The sequence below is a fragment of the bacterium genome (assembly GCA_027622355.1).
Lineage (GTDB): Bacteria > UBA8248 > UBA8248 > UBA8248 > UBA8248 > JAQBZT01.
The window spans coordinates 1-21,590 of the sequence record JAQBZT010000012.1; the positions used below are offsets into that span (position 1 = coordinate 1).

At 62.7% G+C, this 21,590-nt stretch carries 19 protein-coding genes; 7 read left to right on the forward strand and 12 right to left on the reverse strand.

Annotation, left to right across the window (positions count from 1 at the left end):
• Nucleotides 1-304: 304 nt before the first annotated feature.
• A complete protein-coding gene (locus O2807_01615) occupies nt 305-1,270 on the forward strand; it encodes an NADPH:quinone reductase (protein MDA0999200.1) in 966 nt (321 codons plus the stop codon).
• Between the two features lie 674 nt (nt 1,271-1,944).
• On the opposite strand, the gene O2807_01620 is transcribed toward O2807_01615, so the two are convergent.
• From O2807_01620 to O2807_01630, 3 genes are read right to left on the reverse strand one after another with little or no spacing between them, the layout of a single operon-like run.
• Nucleotides 1,945-3,114, reverse strand: a complete 1,170-nt coding sequence (locus O2807_01620; GenBank protein ID MDA0999201.1) for an amidase — start codon at nt 3,112-3,114, stop codon at nt 1,945-1,947.
• 36 nt (nt 3,115-3,150) lie between these two features.
• Nucleotides 3,151-3,534: a cupin domain-containing protein gene (locus O2807_01625; protein MDA0999202.1), complete on the reverse strand. Its 384-nt coding sequence runs from the start codon at nt 3,532-3,534 to the stop codon at nt 3,151-3,153.
• A gap of 29 nt (nt 3,535-3,563) precedes the next feature.
• Nucleotides 3,564-3,974, reverse strand: coding sequence for a cupin domain-containing protein (locus tag O2807_01630; GenBank protein ID MDA0999203.1), 411 nt, complete (start codon nt 3,972-3,974; stop codon nt 3,564-3,566).
• A 438-nt stretch (nt 3,975-4,412) separates the two neighbouring features.
• On the opposite strand from O2807_01630, the gene O2807_01635 reads away from it, so the two are divergent.
• The 4 genes from O2807_01635 to O2807_01650 all read left to right on the forward strand — a co-directional run bounded on the left by O2807_01635 (nt 4,413) and on the right by O2807_01650 (nt 9,550).
• A complete protein-coding gene (locus O2807_01635) occupies nt 4,413-5,873 on the forward strand; it encodes an extracellular solute-binding protein (GenBank protein ID MDA0999204.1) in 1,461 nt (486 codons plus the stop codon).
• Between the two features lie 193 nt (nt 5,874-6,066).
• Nucleotides 6,067-7,260 (forward strand): tRNA-dihydrouridine synthase, encoded by a 1,194-nt coding sequence (locus O2807_01640; protein MDA0999205.1) that lies wholly within the window; start codon nt 6,067-6,069, stop codon nt 7,258-7,260.
• A gap of 13 nt (nt 7,261-7,273) precedes the next feature.
• Nucleotides 7,274-8,257 (forward strand): NADPH:quinone reductase, encoded by a 984-nt coding sequence (locus O2807_01645; GenBank protein MDA0999206.1) that lies wholly within the window; start codon nt 7,274-7,276, stop codon nt 8,255-8,257.
• Nucleotides 8,258-8,314: 57 nt separating this feature from the next.
• Nucleotides 8,315-9,550 carry a hypothetical protein gene (locus tag O2807_01650; protein MDA0999207.1) on the forward strand — a complete coding sequence of 412 codons (1,236 nt, stop codon included), beginning with the start codon at nt 8,315-8,317 and terminating at the stop codon, nt 9,548-9,550.
• Between the two features lie 114 nt (nt 9,551-9,664).
• Here the strand turns inward: O2807_01650 and O2807_01655 are convergent, their stop codons facing one another.
• Genes O2807_01655 through O2807_01665 form a run of 3 tightly spaced genes read right to left on the reverse strand, consistent with a single transcriptional unit; the run spans nt 9,665 to nt 12,568 of the window.
• Entirely contained in the window at nt 9,665-10,744 is a 1,080-nt protein-coding gene (locus O2807_01655) for an ABC transporter ATP-binding protein (protein MDA0999208.1), read from the reverse strand.
• A 7-nt stretch (nt 10,745-10,751) separates the two neighbouring features.
• Nucleotides 10,752-11,627: a carbohydrate ABC transporter permease gene (locus O2807_01660; protein ID MDA0999209.1), complete on the reverse strand. Its 876-nt coding sequence runs from the start codon at nt 11,625-11,627 to the stop codon at nt 10,752-10,754.
• A complete protein-coding gene (locus O2807_01665; GenBank protein ID MDA0999210.1) occupies nt 11,624-12,568 on the reverse strand; it encodes a sugar ABC transporter permease in 945 nt (314 codons plus the stop codon). Before O2807_01665 ends, O2807_01660 begins: the two co-directional genes overlap by 4 nt.
• A 330-nt stretch (nt 12,569-12,898) precedes the next feature.
• On the opposite strand from O2807_01665, the gene O2807_01670 reads away from it, so the two are divergent.
• Complete coding sequence (locus O2807_01670) at nt 12,899-13,690, forward strand: alpha/beta fold hydrolase (GenBank protein ID MDA0999211.1); 792 nt, start codon at nt 12,899-12,901, stop codon at nt 13,688-13,690.
• Nucleotides 13,691-13,700: 10 nt separating this feature from the next.
• Here the strand turns inward: O2807_01670 and senB are convergent, their stop codons facing one another.
• From senB to O2807_01700, 6 genes are all read right to left on the reverse strand, one after another.
• Complete coding sequence (gene senB, locus O2807_01675; protein ID MDA0999212.1) at nt 13,701-14,660, reverse strand: selenoneine biosynthesis selenosugar synthase SenB; 960 nt, start codon at nt 14,658-14,660, stop codon at nt 13,701-13,703.
• A 21-nt stretch (nt 14,661-14,681) separates the two neighbouring features.
• Nucleotides 14,682-15,986, reverse strand: coding sequence for a selenoneine synthase SenA (gene senA / locus O2807_01680; GenBank protein ID MDA0999213.1), 1,305 nt, complete (start codon nt 15,984-15,986; stop codon nt 14,682-14,684).
• Nucleotides 15,987-16,027: 41 nt separating this feature from the next.
• A complete protein-coding gene (gene egtD / locus O2807_01685) occupies nt 16,028-16,972 on the reverse strand; it encodes an L-histidine N(alpha)-methyltransferase (GenBank protein MDA0999214.1) in 945 nt (314 codons plus the stop codon).
• Between the two features lie 200 nt (nt 16,973-17,172).
• Nucleotides 17,173-18,684, reverse strand: a complete 1,512-nt coding sequence (locus tag O2807_01690; GenBank protein ID MDA0999215.1) for an ABC transporter permease subunit — start codon at nt 18,682-18,684, stop codon at nt 17,173-17,175.
• Nucleotides 18,681-19,439 (reverse strand): ATP-binding cassette domain-containing protein, encoded by a 759-nt coding sequence (locus O2807_01695; GenBank protein ID MDA0999216.1) that lies wholly within the window; start codon nt 19,437-19,439, stop codon nt 18,681-18,683. The genes O2807_01690 and O2807_01695 overlap by 4 nt, the downstream gene beginning before the upstream one ends.
• A 91-nt stretch (nt 19,440-19,530) precedes the next feature.
• The gene (locus O2807_01700; GenBank protein ID MDA0999217.1) at nt 19,531-21,015 is read right to left on the reverse strand and encodes a family 20 glycosylhydrolase; all 1,485 of its coding nucleotides are present in this window, start codon (nt 21,013-21,015) and stop codon (nt 19,531-19,533) included.
• A gap of 100 nt (nt 21,016-21,115) precedes the next feature.
• On the opposite strand from O2807_01700, the gene O2807_01705 reads away from it, so the two are divergent.
• On the forward strand, nt 21,116-21,590 hold a 475-nt coding region (locus O2807_01705; protein ID MDA0999218.1), incomplete at its 3' end, for a rhodanese-like domain-containing protein.

Below are 21,590 nucleotides of genomic sequence, written 5' to 3' on the forward strand. Positions count from 1 at the left end.
GTTTTCAATCGTGGGCTCGCTTGGCCAGTAGACGGGCGGCCAGGCGAACCAATCTTCCGCGGGCTTGATGGAGGTCCCGATGATCCAGAACATCGGGAATCCGGTGATGAAAAGCCACAGGCACAAAAGGGTGAATCGGGGTATTTGGCGGAATCTCCTTTTCGCTGTCCGGCCCATGTCGGCTTTCCCGGCACAATGAAAGCTGTGGATGTGGGATGTAGAATCAGAAAGGTTGTATATCATGGGTCTGCTTTGTTCAATCGAAATGAAAGGCGGCGCCGGGGGAAGCGGGAAAATGAGGGCGATGGTTGTTCCGGAATTCAGTCTCGATGTCCCGATGCGGATGGAGGAGCGCGATGCGCCCGCGGCCGGGCCGGGGGAGCTGCTTGTCCGCGTCCGGGCGGCCGGCGTGAACCCCTCGGACATCGCGACCCGGGCGGGCAGGCACATCTACTCGAAAACGGTGACGCCCCCCTACGTTCCGGGCTGGGAGATGGCCGGGGAGGTGCTGGCGCTCGGCGAGGGAGTGGAAGGGTTCGAGGTCGGCCAGCGCGTGCTGGGCCGCACGCGGAGCGGGGCCTATGCCGAAGTTGTCCGCGCCGAGGCCCGCGTCGCGATGGCGCTCCCCGATTCGTTCCGCTATGCGCAGGGAGCCGGCATTGCGGTTCCCATGTACACCTCCTGGAATGCGCTGGTGCGCAAGGCGAAGGCGGGCCCGGGCGAGACCGTGCTGGTGCAGGGCGGTGCCGGCGGCGTGGGGATGACGGCGATCCAGCTCGCCAAGCGGCTGGGCTGCCGGGTGTTTGCGACGGTGAGCTCTCAGGCGAAGGGGGATTTTTGCCTCGAAATGGGCGCCGATGCGGTGATCAACTACCGCGAGGCGGACTTCGCGGCCCGGTGTCTCGAACTGACGGGCGGCCGGGGGGTGGATGTGATCGTCGAGATGGTGGCCTGCGATAATTTCGACAAGGACCTGGAGGCGATCCGCGTGGGGGGCCGCATCGTGGTTGTGGGGACGGGGACCGGGAAGGGGCCGATGACCCGCTTCCGGGTTCCGGCCACGATGACGAAGGACGCCCACATTTACGGGATCACGGGCCAGAACCTGACGGCCTATTTCCCTGAGCTGACCCGGCGGCTTTCCGCCCTCTTGAAAGAGGGGGGATTTCGGATTCACGTTGATCGGGAGTTTCCGCTCGAAGCCGCCAACGAAGCGCACGAGTTGGTGCTGAGCGGGAATTTTACCGGGAAGGTGGTCCTGATCCCCTGAGCGGCTCGCCGTGCCATCCGAGCGCGCCATCCAGGCCGCTCCCCCATCCCAACCTTCCCCCAAAGGGGGAAGGAGCAAAGCACCCCCTCCCTTCATTTGGGGTCCCCGCCGAACGAAGTTCGAGCGGGGTGGGCATTCGGGGTTCCCGCCGAAGGAAGTCCGAGCGGGGCGGGCATTCGGGGTCCCCGCCGAAGGAAGTTCGAGCGGGGGTGAGGGACGGGGGGAGGAAAACCCCATCGTCCCAATCCTCGAACCTCCCCGTATTTTCTGCACCGGCCTTTCCCTGCGCGTGTGCGAGAGTGGTCTCGCCCCACTCCAAAAAGGGGGCAGTGGATCCGTTTGCACAATGGACCCGCGGTGTCATTCCGAGGGAGCGCAGCGAGTGAGGAATCTGCTTTGGCCAGAGGAATCTGCTGTGGAAAAACAGATTCCTCGCGCCTCCAGCGCTCGGAATGACAAGAGATACCAGCAGACGGCCCCGCTGCGCAAAATTCGAGCGCGGGGGCGATTGCGCGATGCGGCGCGGAATTTAAGAACAGGGGCGATTGCGGGACACTGAGGGATAATGAGGGATTTTTGAGAGAGCCGGCGTGTTTGCGGGATACTGCGGGGTTTTTCGCGCCGCACCCTTGCCGGGGCTTCGCCCGGATGAGGAGCCTGTCTGGAATTCGCCGCTAGCTATCCCGCAGGCGAACGGCCATCTCGAGCAGCGCCTCATCCTCCCCCGCGCCGGCGATGAGGGAGAGCCCCACCGGGCAGCCCTCCACCTTTCCCAGCGGCAGACTGATTTGCGGAACGCCGCTCACGCTCGCGATTGAGGTGAGCTGGATGAGCCGATGGCGGAACGCCTCGAGCTCGGGCCCTTCCATGTTTTTCACGGGCGCGATGCCGGGGGCGGTTGGAATCGCCATCAAGGTTCCGGGGGTGAGGAGCGCCCGCATCCGGCGGGTCGCCGCCTCCCGGATGGTGCGGGCTGCTTCGGCCTTTCCGGCCGGCATCGCGGCCGCCCACTCGAAGCGCGCCTCGATGTGGGGGCCGAACGCGGGGCGCTCTTTTTCGACCCAAGGGCCGTGGGCCTGCCACACCTCCCACCCGAGAAGGTGCCGGGCCGGGGGGAGCCATTCTTCCAGTCCGTCTTCGGTGAGTCGGATGTTTTCTGCGGCGCCGAGCGCGGCCCCGATTTTTTTCACGAAGGGGGAGAGCGCCTCTTTGACCTCCGGGTTCGCCAGATCCCAGGCGTCCTCGGGGATAAGCAGGCGCGACGGGGCTTGCGCCTTCTTTTCCCCGAAAAGGACCCGGCCGACTTTCAGGAGAATTTTCGGGTCGCGGGCGAACCAGCCGATCGTGTCGAACGAGGGGGCGAGGGGGACGAGGCCCTCGGCGGGGATGCGGCCGTGGGTGGGCCGGATGCCGTAGATGCCGCAGTAGCTGGCCGGCACGCGGACCGAGCCCAGAGTGTCGGAGCCGAGCGCGAAATCGGCGAGCCCTCCCGCGACCGCCGCCGCCGATCCGCTCGAGGAGCCGCCCGGGATGCGCCCCGGCGCGTTGACGTTGACGGGGGTTCCGTAGTGCGCATTTTCGCCGTTCAGGGAAAAGGCGATCTCGTCCATGTGGCATTTCGCGGTGAGCGCCGCGCCGGCCCGGATGAGTCCCTCCACGGCCGGGGCGGTCTGGGTCTCCGGCGGGTGGGTGCGCAGCCAGTCGGGATTGCCGCAGCCTGTCGCGTGGCCTGCGATGTGAAAGTTGTCCTTCGCCGCGAAAGTGAGGGAGGCCAGCGGGCCTTCCTTCGCACCCTCGATTCGCCCGCTGTAATGGGCGACAAGCGCGTTCAGATTATCGCGCATTCCGTTTCCTTCATTTTCAAAAGAGCCGGGGATTTCCTATTCGGCCGCTCTCCGGTGTATCTGGTTCATTTTCACGGCCCGGCCGCAGGAGAAAACGCGGCAGCCCACCGGATATTCGTAGGGGCCGTGAAGATTCCCCGCTCCGCCGCCGTAGACGTAATCGCCCGGCGTGAGGATTTTCCCGTCCACGTGCATCTCCCCCTCGAGGACGAGGATGCAGTGGTAGTGATCGTGCTCGTGCCGCGGCTCGACGTAGCCGGGCGGAAATTTGACGAACTTCTCCGTCCGCTCGGACACCTCGTCGTATCCCTCGCGGATAACCTTGATCTGGACGCCTGGAGGAAGGCCCAGGATTTTTTCTCCGTCTTCCCATTCGATCTTTTCGGTGTTTACCGCAAAGAAGTTGCCTGCGTATTCCATCTTCCTCACTCCTGTCGGATGAATTCGGCCTAGTAGCCCTTCGTGAGATCCGTGTCCCGGCCGGATTGGGGATTCCGGTGTATCTGGTTCATCTTCTTCGCCCGGCTGCAGGAGAAGACCGTGCAGCCGACCGGGTAGTGGAAGGGGCCGTGCTGTTCGCCGGGGCCGCCGAATACGAAGTCCCCGCGCTTGAGGATTTTCCCGTGGACGTGCATCTCGCCCTCGAGAATGAGGGTGCTGTGAAGATGATCGTGGATGTGCAGCGGCTCGAGGTAGCCGGGGGGAAAGCGCAGGAATTTGTCCACGCGCTCGGAAACGCCGTCGTAGCCCTCGGCCACAATCTTGACCTGAATACCGGGCGGCAGGCCGATAATCCGGGTTCCATCCTCCCATTCGATATCGTCTGTTTTGAGGGCGAGGAACTTTTCGGCGGGGTTCATTTCAGTCTCCTTTTGAGGTTCAAGTCCCCCGGAAAGCGACAAACCGGGAGAATATGTTGATGGGTGTTTAGAGAGTTAATATAGCGGATTATTCCACGAATGGCCTGAGGAGGAAGCAGGAGAATTCATGGGGCGGGACCATTTGGGCGGGCGGGGTTCACGCATCCACCGTTTTTGGGCAGGGGCCGGAAGCTGTATTTTCAGATTTTTTCATCTTTTTTTGTTGCCCCCCCTGGAAGCCGCTCTCAACGTGCGATTCAGGGAAATTAATCAATCGACAGAATTATCTCGAAAATCGGCTTGTTGACACGGGTTGGGCTTTTTTCCATAATTTTCACATTAGCATTTATCCACGTTTGAGAAGTTCTTCTTTGGGGGATTGGTGCCACCCAAAATCCGTGTGGACGATACCCATTCGGCTTGAGAGAGGAGCACAACATGAGCACAGGGAAGTTGAGCAGACGGAAGTTCATCAAGGGCGCAGTGGCGACAGCAATTGCCGCGCCGGCAGTTCTGCGGGGGGCGAAGCCCGCAAGTGCCCTGAGCAAAGAAGAGGAAGGCATCGTCAACGCGGCAAAGAAAGCGGGCGGCGCGGGTCTCAACCTCATGGTGTGGTCCCTGTACTACCGCAACATGCCGAAGACGATGGAGGAGTTCCGGAAGCTGACCGGGATCGGCACCAGCAAGATTCAGGACATCAGCGTCTTCCAGATTCCCCAGCGCTCCCTGACCGAGGCCGTCCAGCGCTCCGGCACGTTCGATATGTTCCACATCGACACGAACATGATTCCCTCGCTGGTTTCGGCGGGCCTCGCCGAGCCGCTCGACAAGTATCTGGACGAAGCCGGCTTCCGGCCCCAGATGGTGGGCAAGTTTCCCCTCTACACGAAGTACAAGGGGCAGACCTATGGCCTGATGACGGACGGCAACGTCCACGTCCAGGTGGCCCGCAAAGACCTCATGGAGAATCCCGACGAGCAGAAGCGCTTCGCCGACAAGCACGGCAAGCCGCTCAAGATGCCGGTGACCTGGGAGGACAACCAGCAGATCGCCGAGTTCTTCCACCGCCCCGACCAGAAGCTCTACGGTTCGGGCAGCCTGCGCAACCGGACGAACGGCCTCACCTGGTGGCACATGTACTTCTACAGCGCTGGTGGCTCCATGTTCGATGGCGACATGAACCCGACGATCAACAATAGCGCTGGCGAGTACGCGATGAAGGTCTACCTTGACCTGAAAAAGGCCTCCCCGCCGGAAGCGCCGGGCTGGGGCACGCCGCAGATGATTCCGCAGCACTACAACGGGCACATCGCCACCTCCCAGTACTGGGACGGCATGCTCGCGGGCCTCGAGGGGCCGGCCAACCGGGCCAAGAAGCCCTGGCTCTACAGCGTGGTTCCGGGTTCCACCCACTCTGGCAAGCTCATGAACCGTTCGGTCTCGACAACGACGAGCTGGGTGGTCAACCGCCACGCCAAGAACAAGGCGCAGGCGGCCTACCTCGCCATGTGGTGGAGCACCCTCGCCAGCAGCACCGACATCGTCGGGCACCCGACCATGACGTTCCACGATCCGTGGCATCCGGGACACTTCGATCCCAGCATTCCCGAGGGCAAGATGGTGGCGAAGGTCTACTCCCCGCTGGGGATGGAGGCCATCAAGGAGAATCTGCTGATCACCACCCCGCAGATTTACCTGACCGGCGCCCGCGAGTTCTGGGAAGCGCTCGGCAAGGGTCTCTCGGAGGCCTACGTCGGCCAGATCACTGCCAAGCAGGCGCTCGTGAACACCGAGCGGGCCTGGACGCGGCTGATCGGCCAGATTGGCAAGAAGCGCCTGAAAGAGGAGATGGCCACCTACCTGGCGATGTTCCCCGACCGGAACACGCCGAAGGGCTAGGCGGTTTACCGCAGCACCGCGTTTCGCGCCGGGGCGGGTCCGAAAAGGGCCCGCCCCGGTTTTTTTTGTCCGAGGCCCGCAAAAGCCGCGAATATTTCCGTGAGCCGTTGGGGAAATTCCTTCAGGTTGAGTAGAATGGTCGAAACTCAGCCGAAAAGTGACCCATGACTCTACCAAGGGGAGTGCATGCGCCATGCCCAAAATGACCGAGCCCCTCGAAGTCCGCGGCCTGCGGTTAGAGAACCGGATCGTTATGTCCGCCATGACGACCTCCCGCGCGGAAGAGAACGGCGCACCCTCTAAATGGATCCACGCTCACTACAACGCCCGGGCAAGGGGAGGGGCGGCGGTCTGTTTCACGGAGGCGACCTACGTCAATCAGGAGGGAAAGGGTTTTCCCAATCAGCTGGGCTCATACGATGACGCCCTGATCCCCGGCTTGAAGGCCCTGATCGGGGATGTCGAATCGAATGGCGCTCCGCTCGGCATCCAGATCTTCCATGCGGGCCGCACCGCCCTGAGCTCGATCACCGGGATGCCCATCGCCGGTCCCTCGCCCATCAAACATCCGACCGAGGATGATGTTCCCCGTGAGCTCTCCGAGCGGGAAGTGAAGGACACGGTCCGGGCCTACGCCGAGGCGGCGCGGCGCGTCCGCGAGGCCGGAGGCCGGATCATGGAAATTCACGGAGCCACCTGGTACCTGTTGCAGCAGTTCTTCTCGCCCGCTTCGAACACGCGGACGGATTCCTACGGCGGCTCCCTCGAGAGGCGGATGCGGTTTCCGCTTGAGGTGATGGAGGCTGTGCGGCGCGCCGTGGGCGATGAGGTGGTGGTCAGCTACCGCCTGGGGCTTCTCGAGCCCTGGGAGGGGGGCTTCACCATCGAGGACACCCTCCAGCTCGCGCCCGCCCTCGTTGAGGCGGGGGCGGACATCTTTCATGCCTCGCGGAACGCGCGGGTCGGCGTGCCCGTCGTGCCGGATCTGTACAATCCGGCCTTTTTGCAACTCAAGAAACGAGTGGATGCGCCTCTCATCGCCAACGGGGCCGCCTTCGAGCCGGGCCGCGTGCAGGATTATCTGGACGGCGGTGCCGATCTGGTGGCCGTGGGAAGGGCGATGCTGACCGATCCCGATTACACGAAGAAGGCAATCAGCGGGAAGAAAAAAGAAATCCTGCGGTGCATCGAGTGCAAGCCCTGCATCTATATGCGCGACAGCCGATGCCCGGACGATGCGTATCCCGGCGGCGTCCCCGCCTCGATGGCGGAGATCCTCGATGTGGCCGCGACGATGCAGGGCGGCGGCTACGCACCCACGGCCAAGAAACGAAAAAGCATCGACGAGCTGGTCGAGGAGCAGCCGGAAGGCTCCTCGATCTCCTGAAAGGGAAAAGAGTATGAAAGCAGCCTGGTATGAAAAGTACGGCCCGGCGAAGGAAGTGATAAAGGTGGGAGAGCTGGACGCGCCCGAGGCCGGGCCGGGCGAGGTCCGCGTCCGGATGTACGCCTCCGGGGTCAACCCTTCCGACGTCAAGGCCCGTGTCGGGAGCCGAGGGCCTTTCAAGGACAAGCTTATCGTCCCCCACAGCGACGGCGCCGGCGTGATCGACCAAGTAGGTTCCGGCGTTGACCCTTCCCGCGAGGGGGAGCGGGTGTGGGTTTACAACGGCCAGTGGGAGCGACCCATGGGGACAAACGCCGAGTACATTGTCCTTCCTGAGCGGCAGGCCGTTCCCCTGCCCGATTCGGTCAGTTTCGCGGAAGGCGCCTGCCTGGCGATACCGGCGATGACGGCCCACCGCTGCCTCTTTTCGGACGGCGGGATCCAGGGCCAGACGGTTCTGGTCACGGGCGGCGCAGGAGCAGTCGGCAACTACGCCGTGCAGCTCGCCAAATGGGCCGGCGCCCATGTCATCGCCACGATCAGCTCGGGCGAGAAGGCGGCGAGGGCCCGCGAGGCCGGCGCCAGCCATACCATCAACTATCGTTCGGAAGATGTGGCGGCCCGAATCGATATGATCACGAACGGGGAGGGCGTGGACCGCATCGTGGACGTGGACTTCGGCACCAACCTGCGGTTCAGCATCGATTCCCTGAAGCACAACGGCATGATCACGACATACGCTTCGATGGGGAACCGGGAGCCCGCCTTCCCGCACTATCCCGCCATGCAACGGAACACGAACATTCGTTGGGTGTTTGTCTACGCCATGCCGGATGAGGCCATCCGGCGTGCGTGCGAGGATATCGTCGCCGCCATCGAGCAGGAGGCGCTGACGCACCCTGTCGCGGTGACTTATCCTCTGGAGGAGACGGCGGCTTCGCACGAGATGGTCGAGAGCGGCGCATATATGGGCAATGTGGTGGTCATGATTGACTAGGCGTCCCAAGGCCCGGCGTGCGGACCGGGTTTCCGGCATATCATGTGAGGAAATGCGATGAGTCCATCTACGGCACCGGCAGCGCTATCGAAGGAAAATATCGAATTTGTGGGGTATCACGATCTCCAGGATCGCCCGGCCTTCAAGATTGCGATGCAGGAGGTGGACGACCGCTTTTATCTTTACCTTTCCCATTTCTGGGTGAGCGGATGGACGGTACTCGATGTCACCGATCCGAAAAACCCCGAGCACAAATGCTATATCGAGGGGCCGGACAACACCTGGACGCTCCAGGTGCAGGTGGCCGATGGCCTGCTGATCACCTCGATGGAGAAAATTCCCGCGGGATGGGGCCCACGGCCGAACGATCCGCCCGAGAAAGAGGGCGTCTATATCTGGGACGTGGAGAAGGACCCCGGCGCCCCCGAGCTGATCTCCCACTGGGAGACCGGTGCGGAGGGGACCCATCGGAACTTCTACAACGGCGGCCGCTACGCCCACCTTTCGGCGGGCGCGCCGGGCTATACCGGGCGCATTTACCGGATTCTCGATATCGGCGATCCGGCCCATCCCAAGGAAGTGGGGCGCTGGGCGCTGCCCGAGCAGGAGGAAGGGAGAGCCTCGGACATGAGCGGGGCAAGCCCGATGGTGTTCCAGCACGGTCCGGCCCACGCCGAGGCCGGAAGGGCGTATCTGCCCTATGCCGGCGGGGGCATGATCGTTGTGGACATCAGCGATATCACCTCCCCGAAAATGGTGAGCCGCCTGAACGTTCATCCGCCGCTGGGGAGCTATCTCGCCGTGCACACGGTCTATCCCTACCGCCACCGTGGAATCGCGATCGCCAACAGCGAGGCCCTGAAGGAAAACTGCGAGGAGCCGCTGAACTTCACGGCGGTTGTGGACATCCGCGATGAAGAGAACCTGCGGGTGATGAGTCTTTTCCCCGTTCCCGATCCCCCCGCGGGTTATAGTCACAAGAATTTCTGCGAGCGCGGCGGCCGCTTTGGCCCCCACAACCAGCACCATTCCCAAGGGCTTGCCTGTCTCGATCAGCGCGAGGACCGGATCTACTTGACCTATTTCAACGCCGGGTTGCGAATATACAATCTGGAAGACCCGGTCCACCCGCGGGAGATCGCCCACTACATTCCCACCGATCCGGTGAAGCGGCTGGGGATGCTACCGAAGACGCTCGTCACCCAGAGCGAGGATGTGCTGGTCGATCGGCGCGGCTACATATATGTCACCGACAAGAACCACGGGCTGCACATTCTTCGCTGCACCATCTAGAGAGAAACGGAAAAAGCCCGCGGGCCTCAACGGCGCGCGGGCTTTTTTTTGTGTTCGGATAAGTTCCAGAATTTCAGCCCTTTGCGGCTGTCCTGCCACGGCGTGAGGTTTTTCCTAGGCGCCTCTCACGCGATTTCCGTCGGCATCGAAGAGATAGATGCCATCGGGGTCGAAGGTGATGCCCAGCTTTTGTCCTGCCTTGAACTCGCGGGAGCCCTCGACGACGGCGATGGTGGGCCGCTCGGAGCCGTGCTCGAAGTAAAGCAGGGTGTCTTTCCCCAGGGGTTCGACCAAGCGGACATCGCAGGTGAAGGAGCCGTTTGTCTCTCCCATGAGAACACCTTCCGGCCGGGCGCCAAAAGTGTATGAGCCGGCGGCCACGCCTGCGTACTTGCCGGGCAACTCAACCGAAAGGCCGGGGCCCTCAAAGACAGTCCCTCCGCCGACTTTCTTGATTTTGCCCGGGATCAGGTTCATCGAGGGGCTGCCGAAGAAATCAGCGACGAAGTAGCTCACCGGGTTGCTGTAGATTTCCAGCGGGGTGCCGCGCTGTTCGATGAGGCCGCCGCGCATCACGATGATGCGGTCGGCAAGGGTCATGGCCTCTTCCTGGTCGTGGGTGACGTAGACGAAAGTTTTTTTCAGTTCCTGGTGGAGCCGATCGATTTCGGCGCGCATCTCACGGCGCAGCTTGGCGTCGAGGCTCGAGAGCGGCTCGTCCAGCAGGAACGCGGAGGGGTCGGTGATCAGGGTGCGGGCGAGAGCGGCGCGCTGGGCCTCACCGCCCGAGCATTGCCCAGGGAGCTTCTCGAGGAGATGGGAAATGTGCACCATTTCGGCCACTTCGTGGACGCGTTTTTTGCGTATATCCCTCGGAACTTTTTTCATCCGGGGGCCGAATTCAATGTTCTGGAAGATGGTTTTATGCGGGAAAAGGGCGTGGCTCTGAAACACCATCCCCAGATTGCGCTGGCCGGGCTCCAGGTCGTTGACAACCTTATCGTCGATAACGATCTCGCCGGCGGTCGGCTCTTCAAAGCCTGCCGTCATGCGCAGGGTGGTGGTTTTGCCGCAGCCGGAGGGGCCGACGATGACGACAAACTCGCCTTCTTCGATAACGAGATCGAGATTTTTGACGGCTTCGATGTTGACGCCAAATACCTTGCGAAGACCTTTCAGTTCTATCCGAGCCACGATAGTTTCACCTCTTCACCATGCCAAAGCTGAATCCCCGTACCAGATGCTTCCGGATCATGCAGCCAATGACAACAAGGGGAATGGTAATGCCGACGGCGAGGGCCGCCTGTCTGCCGTATACGCGGCCTTCGGTGGAACCCTCGTATTTTGTCAGCTGAATGGGAAGCGTTACGACCTCTGTCTTGGAAAGGATCAGCGCCAGGAGGTATTCGCTCCACGTGAGAATCAGGATGAACATGAAGGTGGCCACGATACCGGAGCGCACCAGCGGCAAGATGATCTCCCAGATGGTTCGCCACCGGGTGGCCCCGAGGATGGAGGCGGCGTGTTCTATCTCCAAGGGCACCTCGTCAATGAAGCTCTTGGTCATCCACACGGAGTAGGGGAGCGTCGTGATGACATAGATAATTGCAAGGCCGGTGATGGTGTCTGTCAAGCCGATATTGCCGTAATAGATGGAGAGGGGTGCGGCCACAACGATGGGCGGGATCATGCGGAACATCAGGAGGTTGAACATCCGCAGTTCCGAGAGTATCTGGTATCGGGAGACGCCGTAAGCCAGAACGGCGCCGAACAGGACCGAGACCGACGTGGAGGACGTTGCGATAATGAAGCTGTTCCACATCGCAATCCAGGGTTTTTGCATCGACACGACTAACTGGGTGCCGACTTCGGCCTCGCTGCTGGTCCAGACGGCGAGGTAGTTGTCCCAGGTGGGTGTGCTGGACCAGTAAACAGGCGGCCAGGCGAACCATTCATGGTCCGGCTTGACCGAGGTTGCGACGATCCAGAAGATCGGAAAGGCAACGATAAAAAACCACAAGCCCAAGGCCGAGAACCGGAATATCTTGTTCAGTTTCTGTTTTTGCCTCCGGTTCATTTACCTGCCCCCGTTTGCATGTACATCTGGTCGAGGTTTTTCTTTTCTTTCATCAGGACGCGAATCGCGAACAGAACGAGAACGATCATCCCCATCAGGACGAGATAGGACATGGCCGCGCCCTTGGAGATGTGGAAGAACTCCCAGGTCGTCAGGTACAGGTAAATCGGCATGGTCTCTGTCGCAGAGCCCGGACCGCCCTGGAGGAGCGCCCATGTTTTCGGAAATTCGCCGACCGATTCCAGAAAGCGCAGAATCAGCGCCAGAAAGATGACGGGACGAAGGAGGGGGAGCTGCACCTCCCGGAAAATGCGCCAGCGGTTCGCGCCGAGGTTCTGGGCGGCTTCAATCAAGTCGTTGGGCAGGGCGGAGAGCCCGGCCAGCATGATGATGAAGGTAAAGGGTGTCCAGTTCCATATCTCGAGCAAGATGACGGTGATGACGGCCGCGGTGGGGTCCGCGAGCCAGGTGACGTTGATGGTCGTTCCTGTTAAAGCGCTCAATATTCCGTTCACCGGCCCCTTTTGATAGAGCAGCATCTCGAAGGTGTAGGCGATAACGATGGGTACGGTGAGCATGGGGAGGATGAAAAACGCGTAAAAGAACCCGTGGCCCTTGAAGGGGCGGTACATCAAAAGCGCCAGCCCGAATCCGATGACGAAAGATCCCAGCGTGGAGAAGAGAGCGAAAACGAGGGTCTTCGGTATCGAGGCCCAGAACCGGTTGTCGGTGAGAACTTCGGCAAAAGTATCGAACCCGACGAAATCCGCCTGCCACCAGTTGGCCAGATAGACGGTCCAGGAGTGGAAGCTGAAGTAGAGCATGAGGATGAAAACGGGGGCCAGGAAGAGGAGAAGGGCGATAAAGGGGGTCAACAGCGTCCATTTGAATATGGCGATGCCCCGCTTTTGGCTCTGTCTGATTTCCATGGTTGTGGCCATAATCCGTACCTTCGCCTTTCGTAGCGATCGGAAAAGACCTCTACTTCGGGAAACAATCCATATCGGAAAATGTTTCGCCGAACGACTGGAGACTGCCCCAGAAGGCAATTTCCTGTAACAATTATTCGCACCAGCATGATAAAAGGAACCGGATTTGTCAATATCCCGATGTCGCCGTATTGCGGGTTTTCCCGGGTTTTTTCGCCGATTCGGGGCGTCCCGGAGATGTGATGGAGGGGGAAGGATTCATTCTGCCGTGTCATCGCCCATGGGGGTGGTGTTGTCCCGCAGAGCGGCGAAGGCCGGCGGGAAGAGAGGGGAGGCGCTCAGATGCCCAAATTGCAAGTTGGTGATGTTGAGCTTTACTACGAATTGCACGGCAAGGGGGTGCCGGTCGTCCTGATCGGCGGCCTGGCCGGCGATGCGCGTGCGTGGTCGAAGCAAATCGAAGTGCTCTCGAAGAAATACCAGGTGCTGGCATTCGACAACCGGGGAACGGGAAGAAGCTCCGCTCCCGAGGTTCCCTATACGAGCCGGCTGTTTGCGGACGATACCATCGGTCTGATGAACGCGCTCGGCCTGCCCGCCGCCCACGTCATCGGCCGCTCCATGGGCGGCGCCGTCGTCCAGGAGATGGCGATCAACTATCCCGACAGGATGCGCTCGATGAGCATCACGGCCTCTTTCGGAAAGATGGACCGCTACGGCGCGCGCATCCTCGACAACATCAAGGATGTGGTGATCGCCCAGGGCTATGAGGCCGCGGCCAAGCATCAGAGCCTTTTTTTCTTCCCCCCGTCCTATTTCAATGCCAACAAGGAAGAGATGGACGCCATCGAGAGCATCCTGGCCGATCCGAACCGGCCCCTGCACGGCTACGTCAACTCATCGCTTGCCTGCACGAACCACGATGCACTCGATCGGCTGGGGCAGGTGAAGTGCCCGACGCTGGTTATGGCGGGCTCGGAGGACATCCTGTGCGCCGCCGAATGCTCGCGCGAGATTGCGAAGCGCATTCCCGGCGCGGAACTGAAAATCTACGAGGGGGCCAGCCACTTCTTCCTGGTCCAGTGCTACGAAGAGTCCATGAAGGATATCGAGGATTTTCTGGCGAAGCACTAGGAACGAAAATTCAGGCCGATTTTTTGCGAAGCTCTTCGAGGAGCCGCTGCAAGCTCTTTTGCTCCTGCTCGGGTGCGAAGAGCCGCCGCCGCCGATCGGATTTGCGCTTGAGCTCCCTGTAGAAGCGCGAGTCCTCCTCCGCCCGCCTCAGGAGGCGGGCGAGGGCTTTCGTGTCCTTCGGTGGGAAGTATCCCGGATAATCCGCTCCGAGCAGACCGAGCGAGCCGGCGATTTTCGAAGAGAGCGTCGGGACGGAGCAAGCGATGGCCTCGCCGACGGCGTTGGCCCCCCCTTCCATCTCGGAGCTCAGCACGTGGAGGCGGCACCGCGATAAAATCCGCAGCGCCTTCCACCGGGGAACTTCCCCGAGCCACCGGTAGCGCGGGTTCGCGGCGGCCTCCGCTTTCGCCCGGACGGCCATCTCCTCCGTCAGCGCACCGCCCAGATGGATGATTTGCACCCGGGAGGAAGCGGGAAGGTGCTGAGCCGCCTTCGCCGCCCGGAAGGGATCCTTCACGGCGCGAAGGTGTCCTATCACGCACACTTCAAACACACCTTTTTTCGGCGAGAAATCGCCCGGCGGCGGGACGACGGACTGGTGGATAGGGCGGGCTTTTTTTCTCAGGTGGCGCGGCAGCGCTTCCGCCCCCAGTTGATGGAGGACGATGAGCCGATCGGCCAGTTCGATCGATTCCTGCGCCTGCGCACTTACCCGGATATCGTAGAGGTCGGTCCCCGTCATGGCCACGATGAGGGGCCGGCCGGGGTATTCCTTCCGGAAGCCGGTTACCGCGCCGTGGCTCCTTTTGGCGTGGAGGGCGATGAGGAGGTCGCAGTTTTCCCCTTCATATGCCAAACCGATCTTGACCTTGTGGCCCAGCGCGCGGAGAAGGCGCCCCCAGCGGGCGGCCGTCACCCGGTTTCCCTTTCTTGAGCCCACCCCTGCGGGCGATATGAGCGAAATCTTCATCGTTCCCGGGATTCTTCTTGGCTAGAGGGCGCAAGTGCGGAAACCCGCCCAGACATCCCGCCTATCGGGCGTGAAATAGTTTCGGTAATTGTTCCGGACAAGCCGCGAGCGTGAAGCCCAGGCCCCGCCGCGAAGCACCTTCCGGGTGTTGAACCACGGTTCGGAATAGTCCTTGTAGGGGTCGGGCACGAAGCCAGGGAAGGGCCGGAAGACGCTGCTCGTCCACTCCCAGACGTTCCCGAGCATCTGGCGGCAGCCAAAGGCGCTGTCGCCTTCGGCGAAGGCACCCACATCCACGCAACCCATCCCCTGCCAGTCGAGGTTGGCGTGGACCGGCTGGGGGCGATTGTTGCCCCAGGGGTAGACCCGCTTCGTGCCCGAGAGCGATTTTCCGTCCGGAGCGGGCTCTGTGCCCGCAGCGGCTTCCCACTCCGACTCGGTGGGCAGGCGTCTTCCCGCCCATTTGCAGTAGGCCTCCGCCTCGAAATAGTTGACATGGATAACAGGCCGGTGGGGTTCCAGCGGAATCCACTTGTCGAAATGATGGCGCAGCCACGCACCGCCCTCTTTTTTCCACTGGAAGGGGTGCTCCGCCTGCTCATGGGTCCGCCAGGCCCACCCCTCGGCGCTCCAGAGGCTTTCGTTGGCGTAGCCGCCATCGTCGGCGAACGCGGCATACTCCGCCTGGGTGACGGGCGTGCGGGCGATGGAGAAGGGCGCCAGCTCGACGGCGTGTGCCCATTTCTCGTTGTCGAAGACAAAGGGCTCCGCCTCGGTGGAGCCGAGCATGAACACTCCGCCGGGAACCCGCGCATCTCCCGGGCAGGGGCCGGCGTGGCGGGCCGCCTGGGTGCCCACGTTCTCGGTCGGCATGGAGAATTTCGGCGGGGGATAGTCGAGCGTCTGGCGGGTGTAGGTGAACGCCTCGGCGTGCATGTCCTCGTGATAGACCGAGTACATGATGTGGTATTGCTGCGCCTCGCTCAGGTCGCCCTTTTCGATGGTTTCGATCACGCGGTCCCGCACGGTTTTCATGTAGTCAATCGTTTCCTCCCGGGAGGGGAGGGGAAGGCTCCACCGGGTGTCGTGATGAACCGCCATCGAATCGTAGAGCGCGTCGCCGTCCTCGCGGATGGGTTTTTCCCCGTGGGTGTGGCGGAGGAGCCACTTTTCGTGAAACCAGGCGATGTGCCCGATCTCCCACTTCAGGGGGTTCACGATGTCGAGCTGGGGGCCCATCAGCTGATCGTCGGTGAGGTCGGCCACCAGGTCGAACGTTCGCTGTCTTGCGTCGTGGACCCATCGGGCCAGATTGACCTTCTGCATCGCGGCGGGTTCCTCTCAAGAAATGAAAATAGCAGATATTTTTACCCGGCGGCCAGATATTGAACGCTGAACAGCCGGCCGGAGTCCGTCCATACCTGCTTCACTTCATATCCCGATCCTGCGGCCAGTGCCCCGAATTCATCAAGCGTGTATTTGTAGGAATTTTCCGTGTGAATGCGCTCGTCTTTTTCGAGGCGAATTTTCTCCTTGCCGAGCCGGACGGTTTGGGCCTTCCGGCTGACGAGATGCATTTCGATGCGGCCTTCTTCTTCGTTGTAAAAGGACAGATGCTCGAACGCATCGGCCTGAAAGTCGGCGCCGAACTCCCGGTTGATGTTCCGGAGGATGTTCAGGTTGAACTCCCGGGTGACGCCCTTTTCGTCGTCGTAGGCGGCCTCGAGGACCTTGCGGTCTTTCTTGAGGTCCACCCCGATGAGCATGCCGCCTCCCGGGCCGCAAATCTCCCGCATGCTTTCGAGAAACGATCCGGCCGCCTCGGGGGTGAAGTTGCCGATGGTCGAGCCGGGAAAATACACCACCCGCCGCCGGGGCGGCTTCCGGGCGGCGGGAATGAGGAAAGGGTGCGTGAAGTCGGCGAAGATCGGCAGAATTTCCAGCTCGGGACAATCGGCCCTCAGTTGTTCCGCCGCGTTGAGGAGATGCGCCCGGGAGATGTCCACCGGGGCGTAGGCGGCGGGCGCTTCCAACTCGCCGAGCAGGAGGCGGATTTTGATTCCCGCGCCGCTTCCCAGCTCGATGATCATGCTCCCCGGGCCGATGGCGGCGGCCATCTCCGCGGCGTGGCGCTCCATGATTCCGATCTCGGTCCGCGTCGGGTAGTACTCCTCCAGCGCGCAGATCTCCTCGAACAGATGAGAGCCGCGCTCATCGTAAAAGTACTTGCAGGGAAGCGATTTCGGCTCATGCCTGAGCCCCTGAAGGACCTCTTTCAGAAGGGAGCTGTCGGCCGGCCGGGATTCCGTCAGATTGAGGGAAGCGATAATTTTTCCGTCCTTCGCAAAAAAGGAAAAGAAAGGAGCGCGTGTTTTCAGGATCGCCCTGCCGCACCGGAAGGATAGGCATTTGCTGTACCCCTACCTTAAAGAAGCCCGCCGGATCGTGCAATCCGGGCCCCCTAACGCTATTAAAATAACCGATGGCCGGTATTTGGATATGAAATAGCGGGTTATTCCGCCCGGCTCAGGCGAAGGCCGGGCGAGACGGCGCGCCGCTCCAGGAGATCGAACGCCCCCTGCACCACGAGGGCCAGGAGGGCGGCCGGCACCGCGCCCTCGAGGATGAGGGCGGTGTCGTCCAGCCGGATTCCTGTCAGGATGGGCTGGCCGTACCCTCCCGCACCGATGAGGGCGCCGAGCGTTGCGGTGCCCACGTTGATGACGGCGGCGGTCTTGATGCCCGCGAGGATGGAGCGGGCGGCGATCGGAAGCTCGACCAGGCGCAGCCGGGCGGCGGGGGCGAGGCCGATCGCTTCGGCCGATTCCAGCACCTGCGGCGGGATATCGCGGAGTCCGGCATGGGTGTTCCGCACGATGGGAAGGAGGCTGTAGAGGAAAAGGGCCACCATGGCAGGCGGCCCCCCGATGCCCAGAAGCGGAATCATGAAGACGAGCAGGGCGAGCGAGGGGATGGTCTGGATGACGCCGGCCGCGCCCAGAACAATCTGCCCGATGCGGGGCCTTCGGGCCGCCCAGATGCCCAGCGGCAGGGCGGCGAGGATGGCCGCCCCGAGCGAGAGGGTGACGAGGAAGAGGTGTTCTCCGGTCCGGCGGAGGAGCCGCCGCCCGAGGGAGTCGGAGGAAATCTCGGCGGCGATCCCCAGGGCGCGGGCCAGGAACCGGGCGGCGACCTCGGACTCGCCTTTCTTCTCGATCTTCACCCGGGCGTTCATCCGGATCATCGGCGCAGCCGCAATTTTATTTTCGAGCCGGAGGATCTCGCGCACCACTCCCGGCGCGCGCTTTTCCAGATCGGCGCGGTACAAAATAACGGCGTGGTAGACGGGAAAATGACCCAGATCGTCGCCGAGCACCCGCAGCTTGTAGTGGTGGATTTCCGCATCTGTGGTGTAGAGCTCCATCGCCTCGATGGTGCCCGAGGAGAGGGCGCGGTAGGCGAGATCGTGGTCGAGGCCCCGGACGTTCTGCTGCGGCAGCCGGTAGCGCTGACGGAGGCTCGGCCAGCCGTCGTTTCGGTCCATGAATTCGTTCGAGAAGCCGAACCGCAGCGCTTCGTGCTTGCGGAGATCCGAGATGATCCGGATGCCGAGCCGTTCAGCCACCTCCCTTTTCATTCCGATGGCGTAGGTGTTGTTGAAGCCGAGGGGCCGGCTTATACGGAGGCCGAGGGCGGCCAGGCGGGCGCGGAGTGTCTTCTCGCCGCGAATGTTCTCCCCCGCCAGAATTTCCTGCGTGAGGGTGCCTGTGTATTCGGGATAGATGTCGATCTCGCCCGCCCGAAGCGCGTTCCAGAGAATGCGGGTTCCGCCGAGCTCCCGCAGGTGGTGCGCGGTGTGGCCCGCCCGGGCGGCAAGGCGGCGGAGCATCTCCCCGAGAATGACCGACTCGGTGAATTTCTTGGAGCCAACGCGGATCTCGGCGCTCTCGGCGGACGATGGAGCGAGGAGGGTCGCCGCCAGGAGCGCGCACAAAACCGCTGGGAGAAAGCGCCGCCCGCTCATCTGCGCGCATCCTCCCCCGTGTCCGGCTCCAGCGCCGTCCGCTGGGCGTTGATGAAGCGGGTGACGAACGGATCGGCGGGCCGGTGGAGAAGGTCCGCCATCGCGCCCTCCTGGACGATGCGGCCCTCGCGCATGAGCGCGATGCGGTGGCCGAAGAAGGCCGCCTCGCCGATGTCGTGGGTGACCATGACGACGGTTTTCCCCAGCCGCTGGAAGATCTCCCGCAGGTCGTCCTGCAGTTCGGCGCGGATCATGGGGTCGAGGGCGGCGAGGGGCTCATCGAGCAAAAGGACATCCGGATCGAGCATGAGGGCGCGCATCAAGGAGACGCGCTGGCGCTGGCCGCCCGAGAGTTGGACCGGGTAGCGGTCCAGGCCCTCCGCCGGGAATTTTGTGAGCGCCACCAGCTCCGCCAGGCGGGCCTCGATCCGGGCGCCCTCCCATCCGAGGTGGCGGGCCATCAGGGCGGCGTTGGCGCGGGCGGTGAGATGGGGGAAGAGGCCCCCGTCCTGGATGACGTAGCCCATCTTCCGGCGGATGGGGAGCATGTTCTCCGGCCGGAGGGTTTCTCCCCCGAAGCGGACCTCCCCCGCATCGGGCGCGATGAGGCCGATGAGGATGCGCAGGAAGGTACTTTTTCCGCATCCGCTCGGGCCGATGAAGATCGTCGTCTCTCCCGGCGGGAAGGCGAGGGAGAGGGGCCGGAGCGCGGTCAGCTTCCCGTAGGTTTTTGAGATGTCCCTGACTTCCAGCAATCCCGTCTCCGTGTGTCCGGTGTGCGCGTACCGAGAAGTCATTATGGCATATGCGTGCCGGTACGGTTCGGGGGAGATAGAGAGCTTTTTGTTACAGGCTGGATCGCCAGGCGGCCTGATCGCCGGGCAGGTAGCAGTCCTGAATGAGCGTTTCGAAGCCCGGCCGCCATGCGGTTTTTCCGGCGAGCGAGAGAACTTTCTCGCGGATGTAGCCGATGATTGCCATCAAGCGGTCGTGGCGCGCGAGGTCGGCCACGCTGCCGCCTTCTCCCGCGGTGCGCTCGAGGCCGGGCCGGAGGCGCCGCAGGATTTCCTCTCCCGCGGCCAGGGCATCGAGGGTGCCGTCGGTATCGCCTTCCGCATATCGCAGATAGGCCGCCTCCACCTTCCGGACCCATTCCACCCCCGCGCGGTGGAGCGACAGGGGAAAGAGAAGCGGGCCCTGCGAATCGATCATCCCGAGTGCTTCGTCGCAGGCCCGCAGCACGTCATCGCCCGCGGGGCCGCAGGCCTCCTCCCGCCATTCGAGCCACAAGAAGAAGGGATTGCCCCGCAGGGCCAGAAAATCCCGCAGGGTACGCCAGCTGCCGGGGGCGATGAAGGGGGCGGAGGCGGGGATGCGGTTTCCCAGGATTTCGGCCGCCTGCCGGTAGGCGCTTCCGCCCGCTTTTTCGAGCGCGGTCTCCCAGTCCTCCTTTTTGGCGAGGCGGCGGCCCGTGGCGAGGATGAGCGGGAAGATGGAGCCGAAAGCCGAGAACCCGAAGAACTCCCAGGCGCAGGCGAGGACACCGAGGGCGCCGCCTTCATCTGCGGCCTGGGCGTGGGCGTCGATCACCTTCTGAGTGTCCTCCAGAAAGCACCAGCTCGCGTCGTAGGTGCGGAAGGCGGGGCAGGAGACCACATCGAAACCCTTTTCCCGGAAGAGAGAGAGCCCCGTCGGCGGCCCCCCGTAGTGCCAGTCGAAGATGATCGTCTCGCGGGGGAGCTTATCGAGCGCCTCGGGGTACTGAAGCAGCATATCTCCCCAGAGGCCGGGCCGGCGCCCCCGCGCCAGCGTGCGGCGGCACAGCTCGCCGTAATATTCGGCATAAAGGCCGCCCTTTCCGATGGCTTTCACCCGCTCGGCGCACGCAGGGCATGCCCCCAGCTGGGTGGTCTCGTCCCCGCCCAGGTGGACCCACTCGTCATCGAACACCTCCATGGCGTCCGCCACCAGATCCCAGGCGAAGGCGCGGCACTCCTCCCGCGAGGGGCAAATCTGCAGCGTTCCCCGGCCCGGCGCCTCGGCCAGCCATCTTCCGCCCTCCGAGCGGATGAAGCCCTCCATGTGGCCGAGTGTGTTGAGAAAGGGAATGACGCGGATCGGGGATGCTTTCACGAGGCGGCGGACCGTCCCGCCATCGAGGGCGCCCGGCCCGGCGGCCCATAGGGCGGAGGGGTAGGCGAAGCGGTGTTCGAGATAGAGCCCGGCGGCGGTGTAGCCCGCCTCGGCGGACCGCTGAAGCAGATTCTGGAGAAAATCCTCCCCCGGCGCCTGCTCGCGGGCAATGTCGTACATCCATCCGGTGAACTGCACGTCCGCCCTCCATCCGGCGCGGCTTGCCGCCGCATCCGGCCGGGAATAAGATTCTCCCCACAATTTCTTTTCCCACGTTTCAGGAGAAATGCAAATTCCCATGAACGCAGAGCGCGTCTCCCCCCAGGAGCATCTTGTCGAATCCGACTGGCTGGCCGCGCGCCTGGACGATCCCGGCGTCCGGATCATCGAGGTTTCCTTCAAGAACGACGATTCCGCCTACCGGGAGGGTCATCTCCCGGGCGCCCTCTGGTGGTACTGGAAGGCGGCGCTCTGGCATGCGACCGACCGCCAGTTTCCAGAGCCCGAGGAGATGGGCCGCCGCCTCGGGGCGATCGGGGTTACGGAAAAAACCACCATCGTTCTCTGCGGCGATCCGATTCAGTTCGGGACCTATGCGTTTTGGGTGCTCAAGATGTGCGGGCACGAGGATGTGCGCATCCTCAACGGCGGAAAGAAAAAGTGGGCCGCCGAGGGAAGGCCCCTCACGCAGGAGATTCCGAAGTTTTCCTCCGCCGCCTACAAGGCGGGGCGGGAGGATTTTTCGGCCCGCGTGGGGCGCGACGATGTGCGCG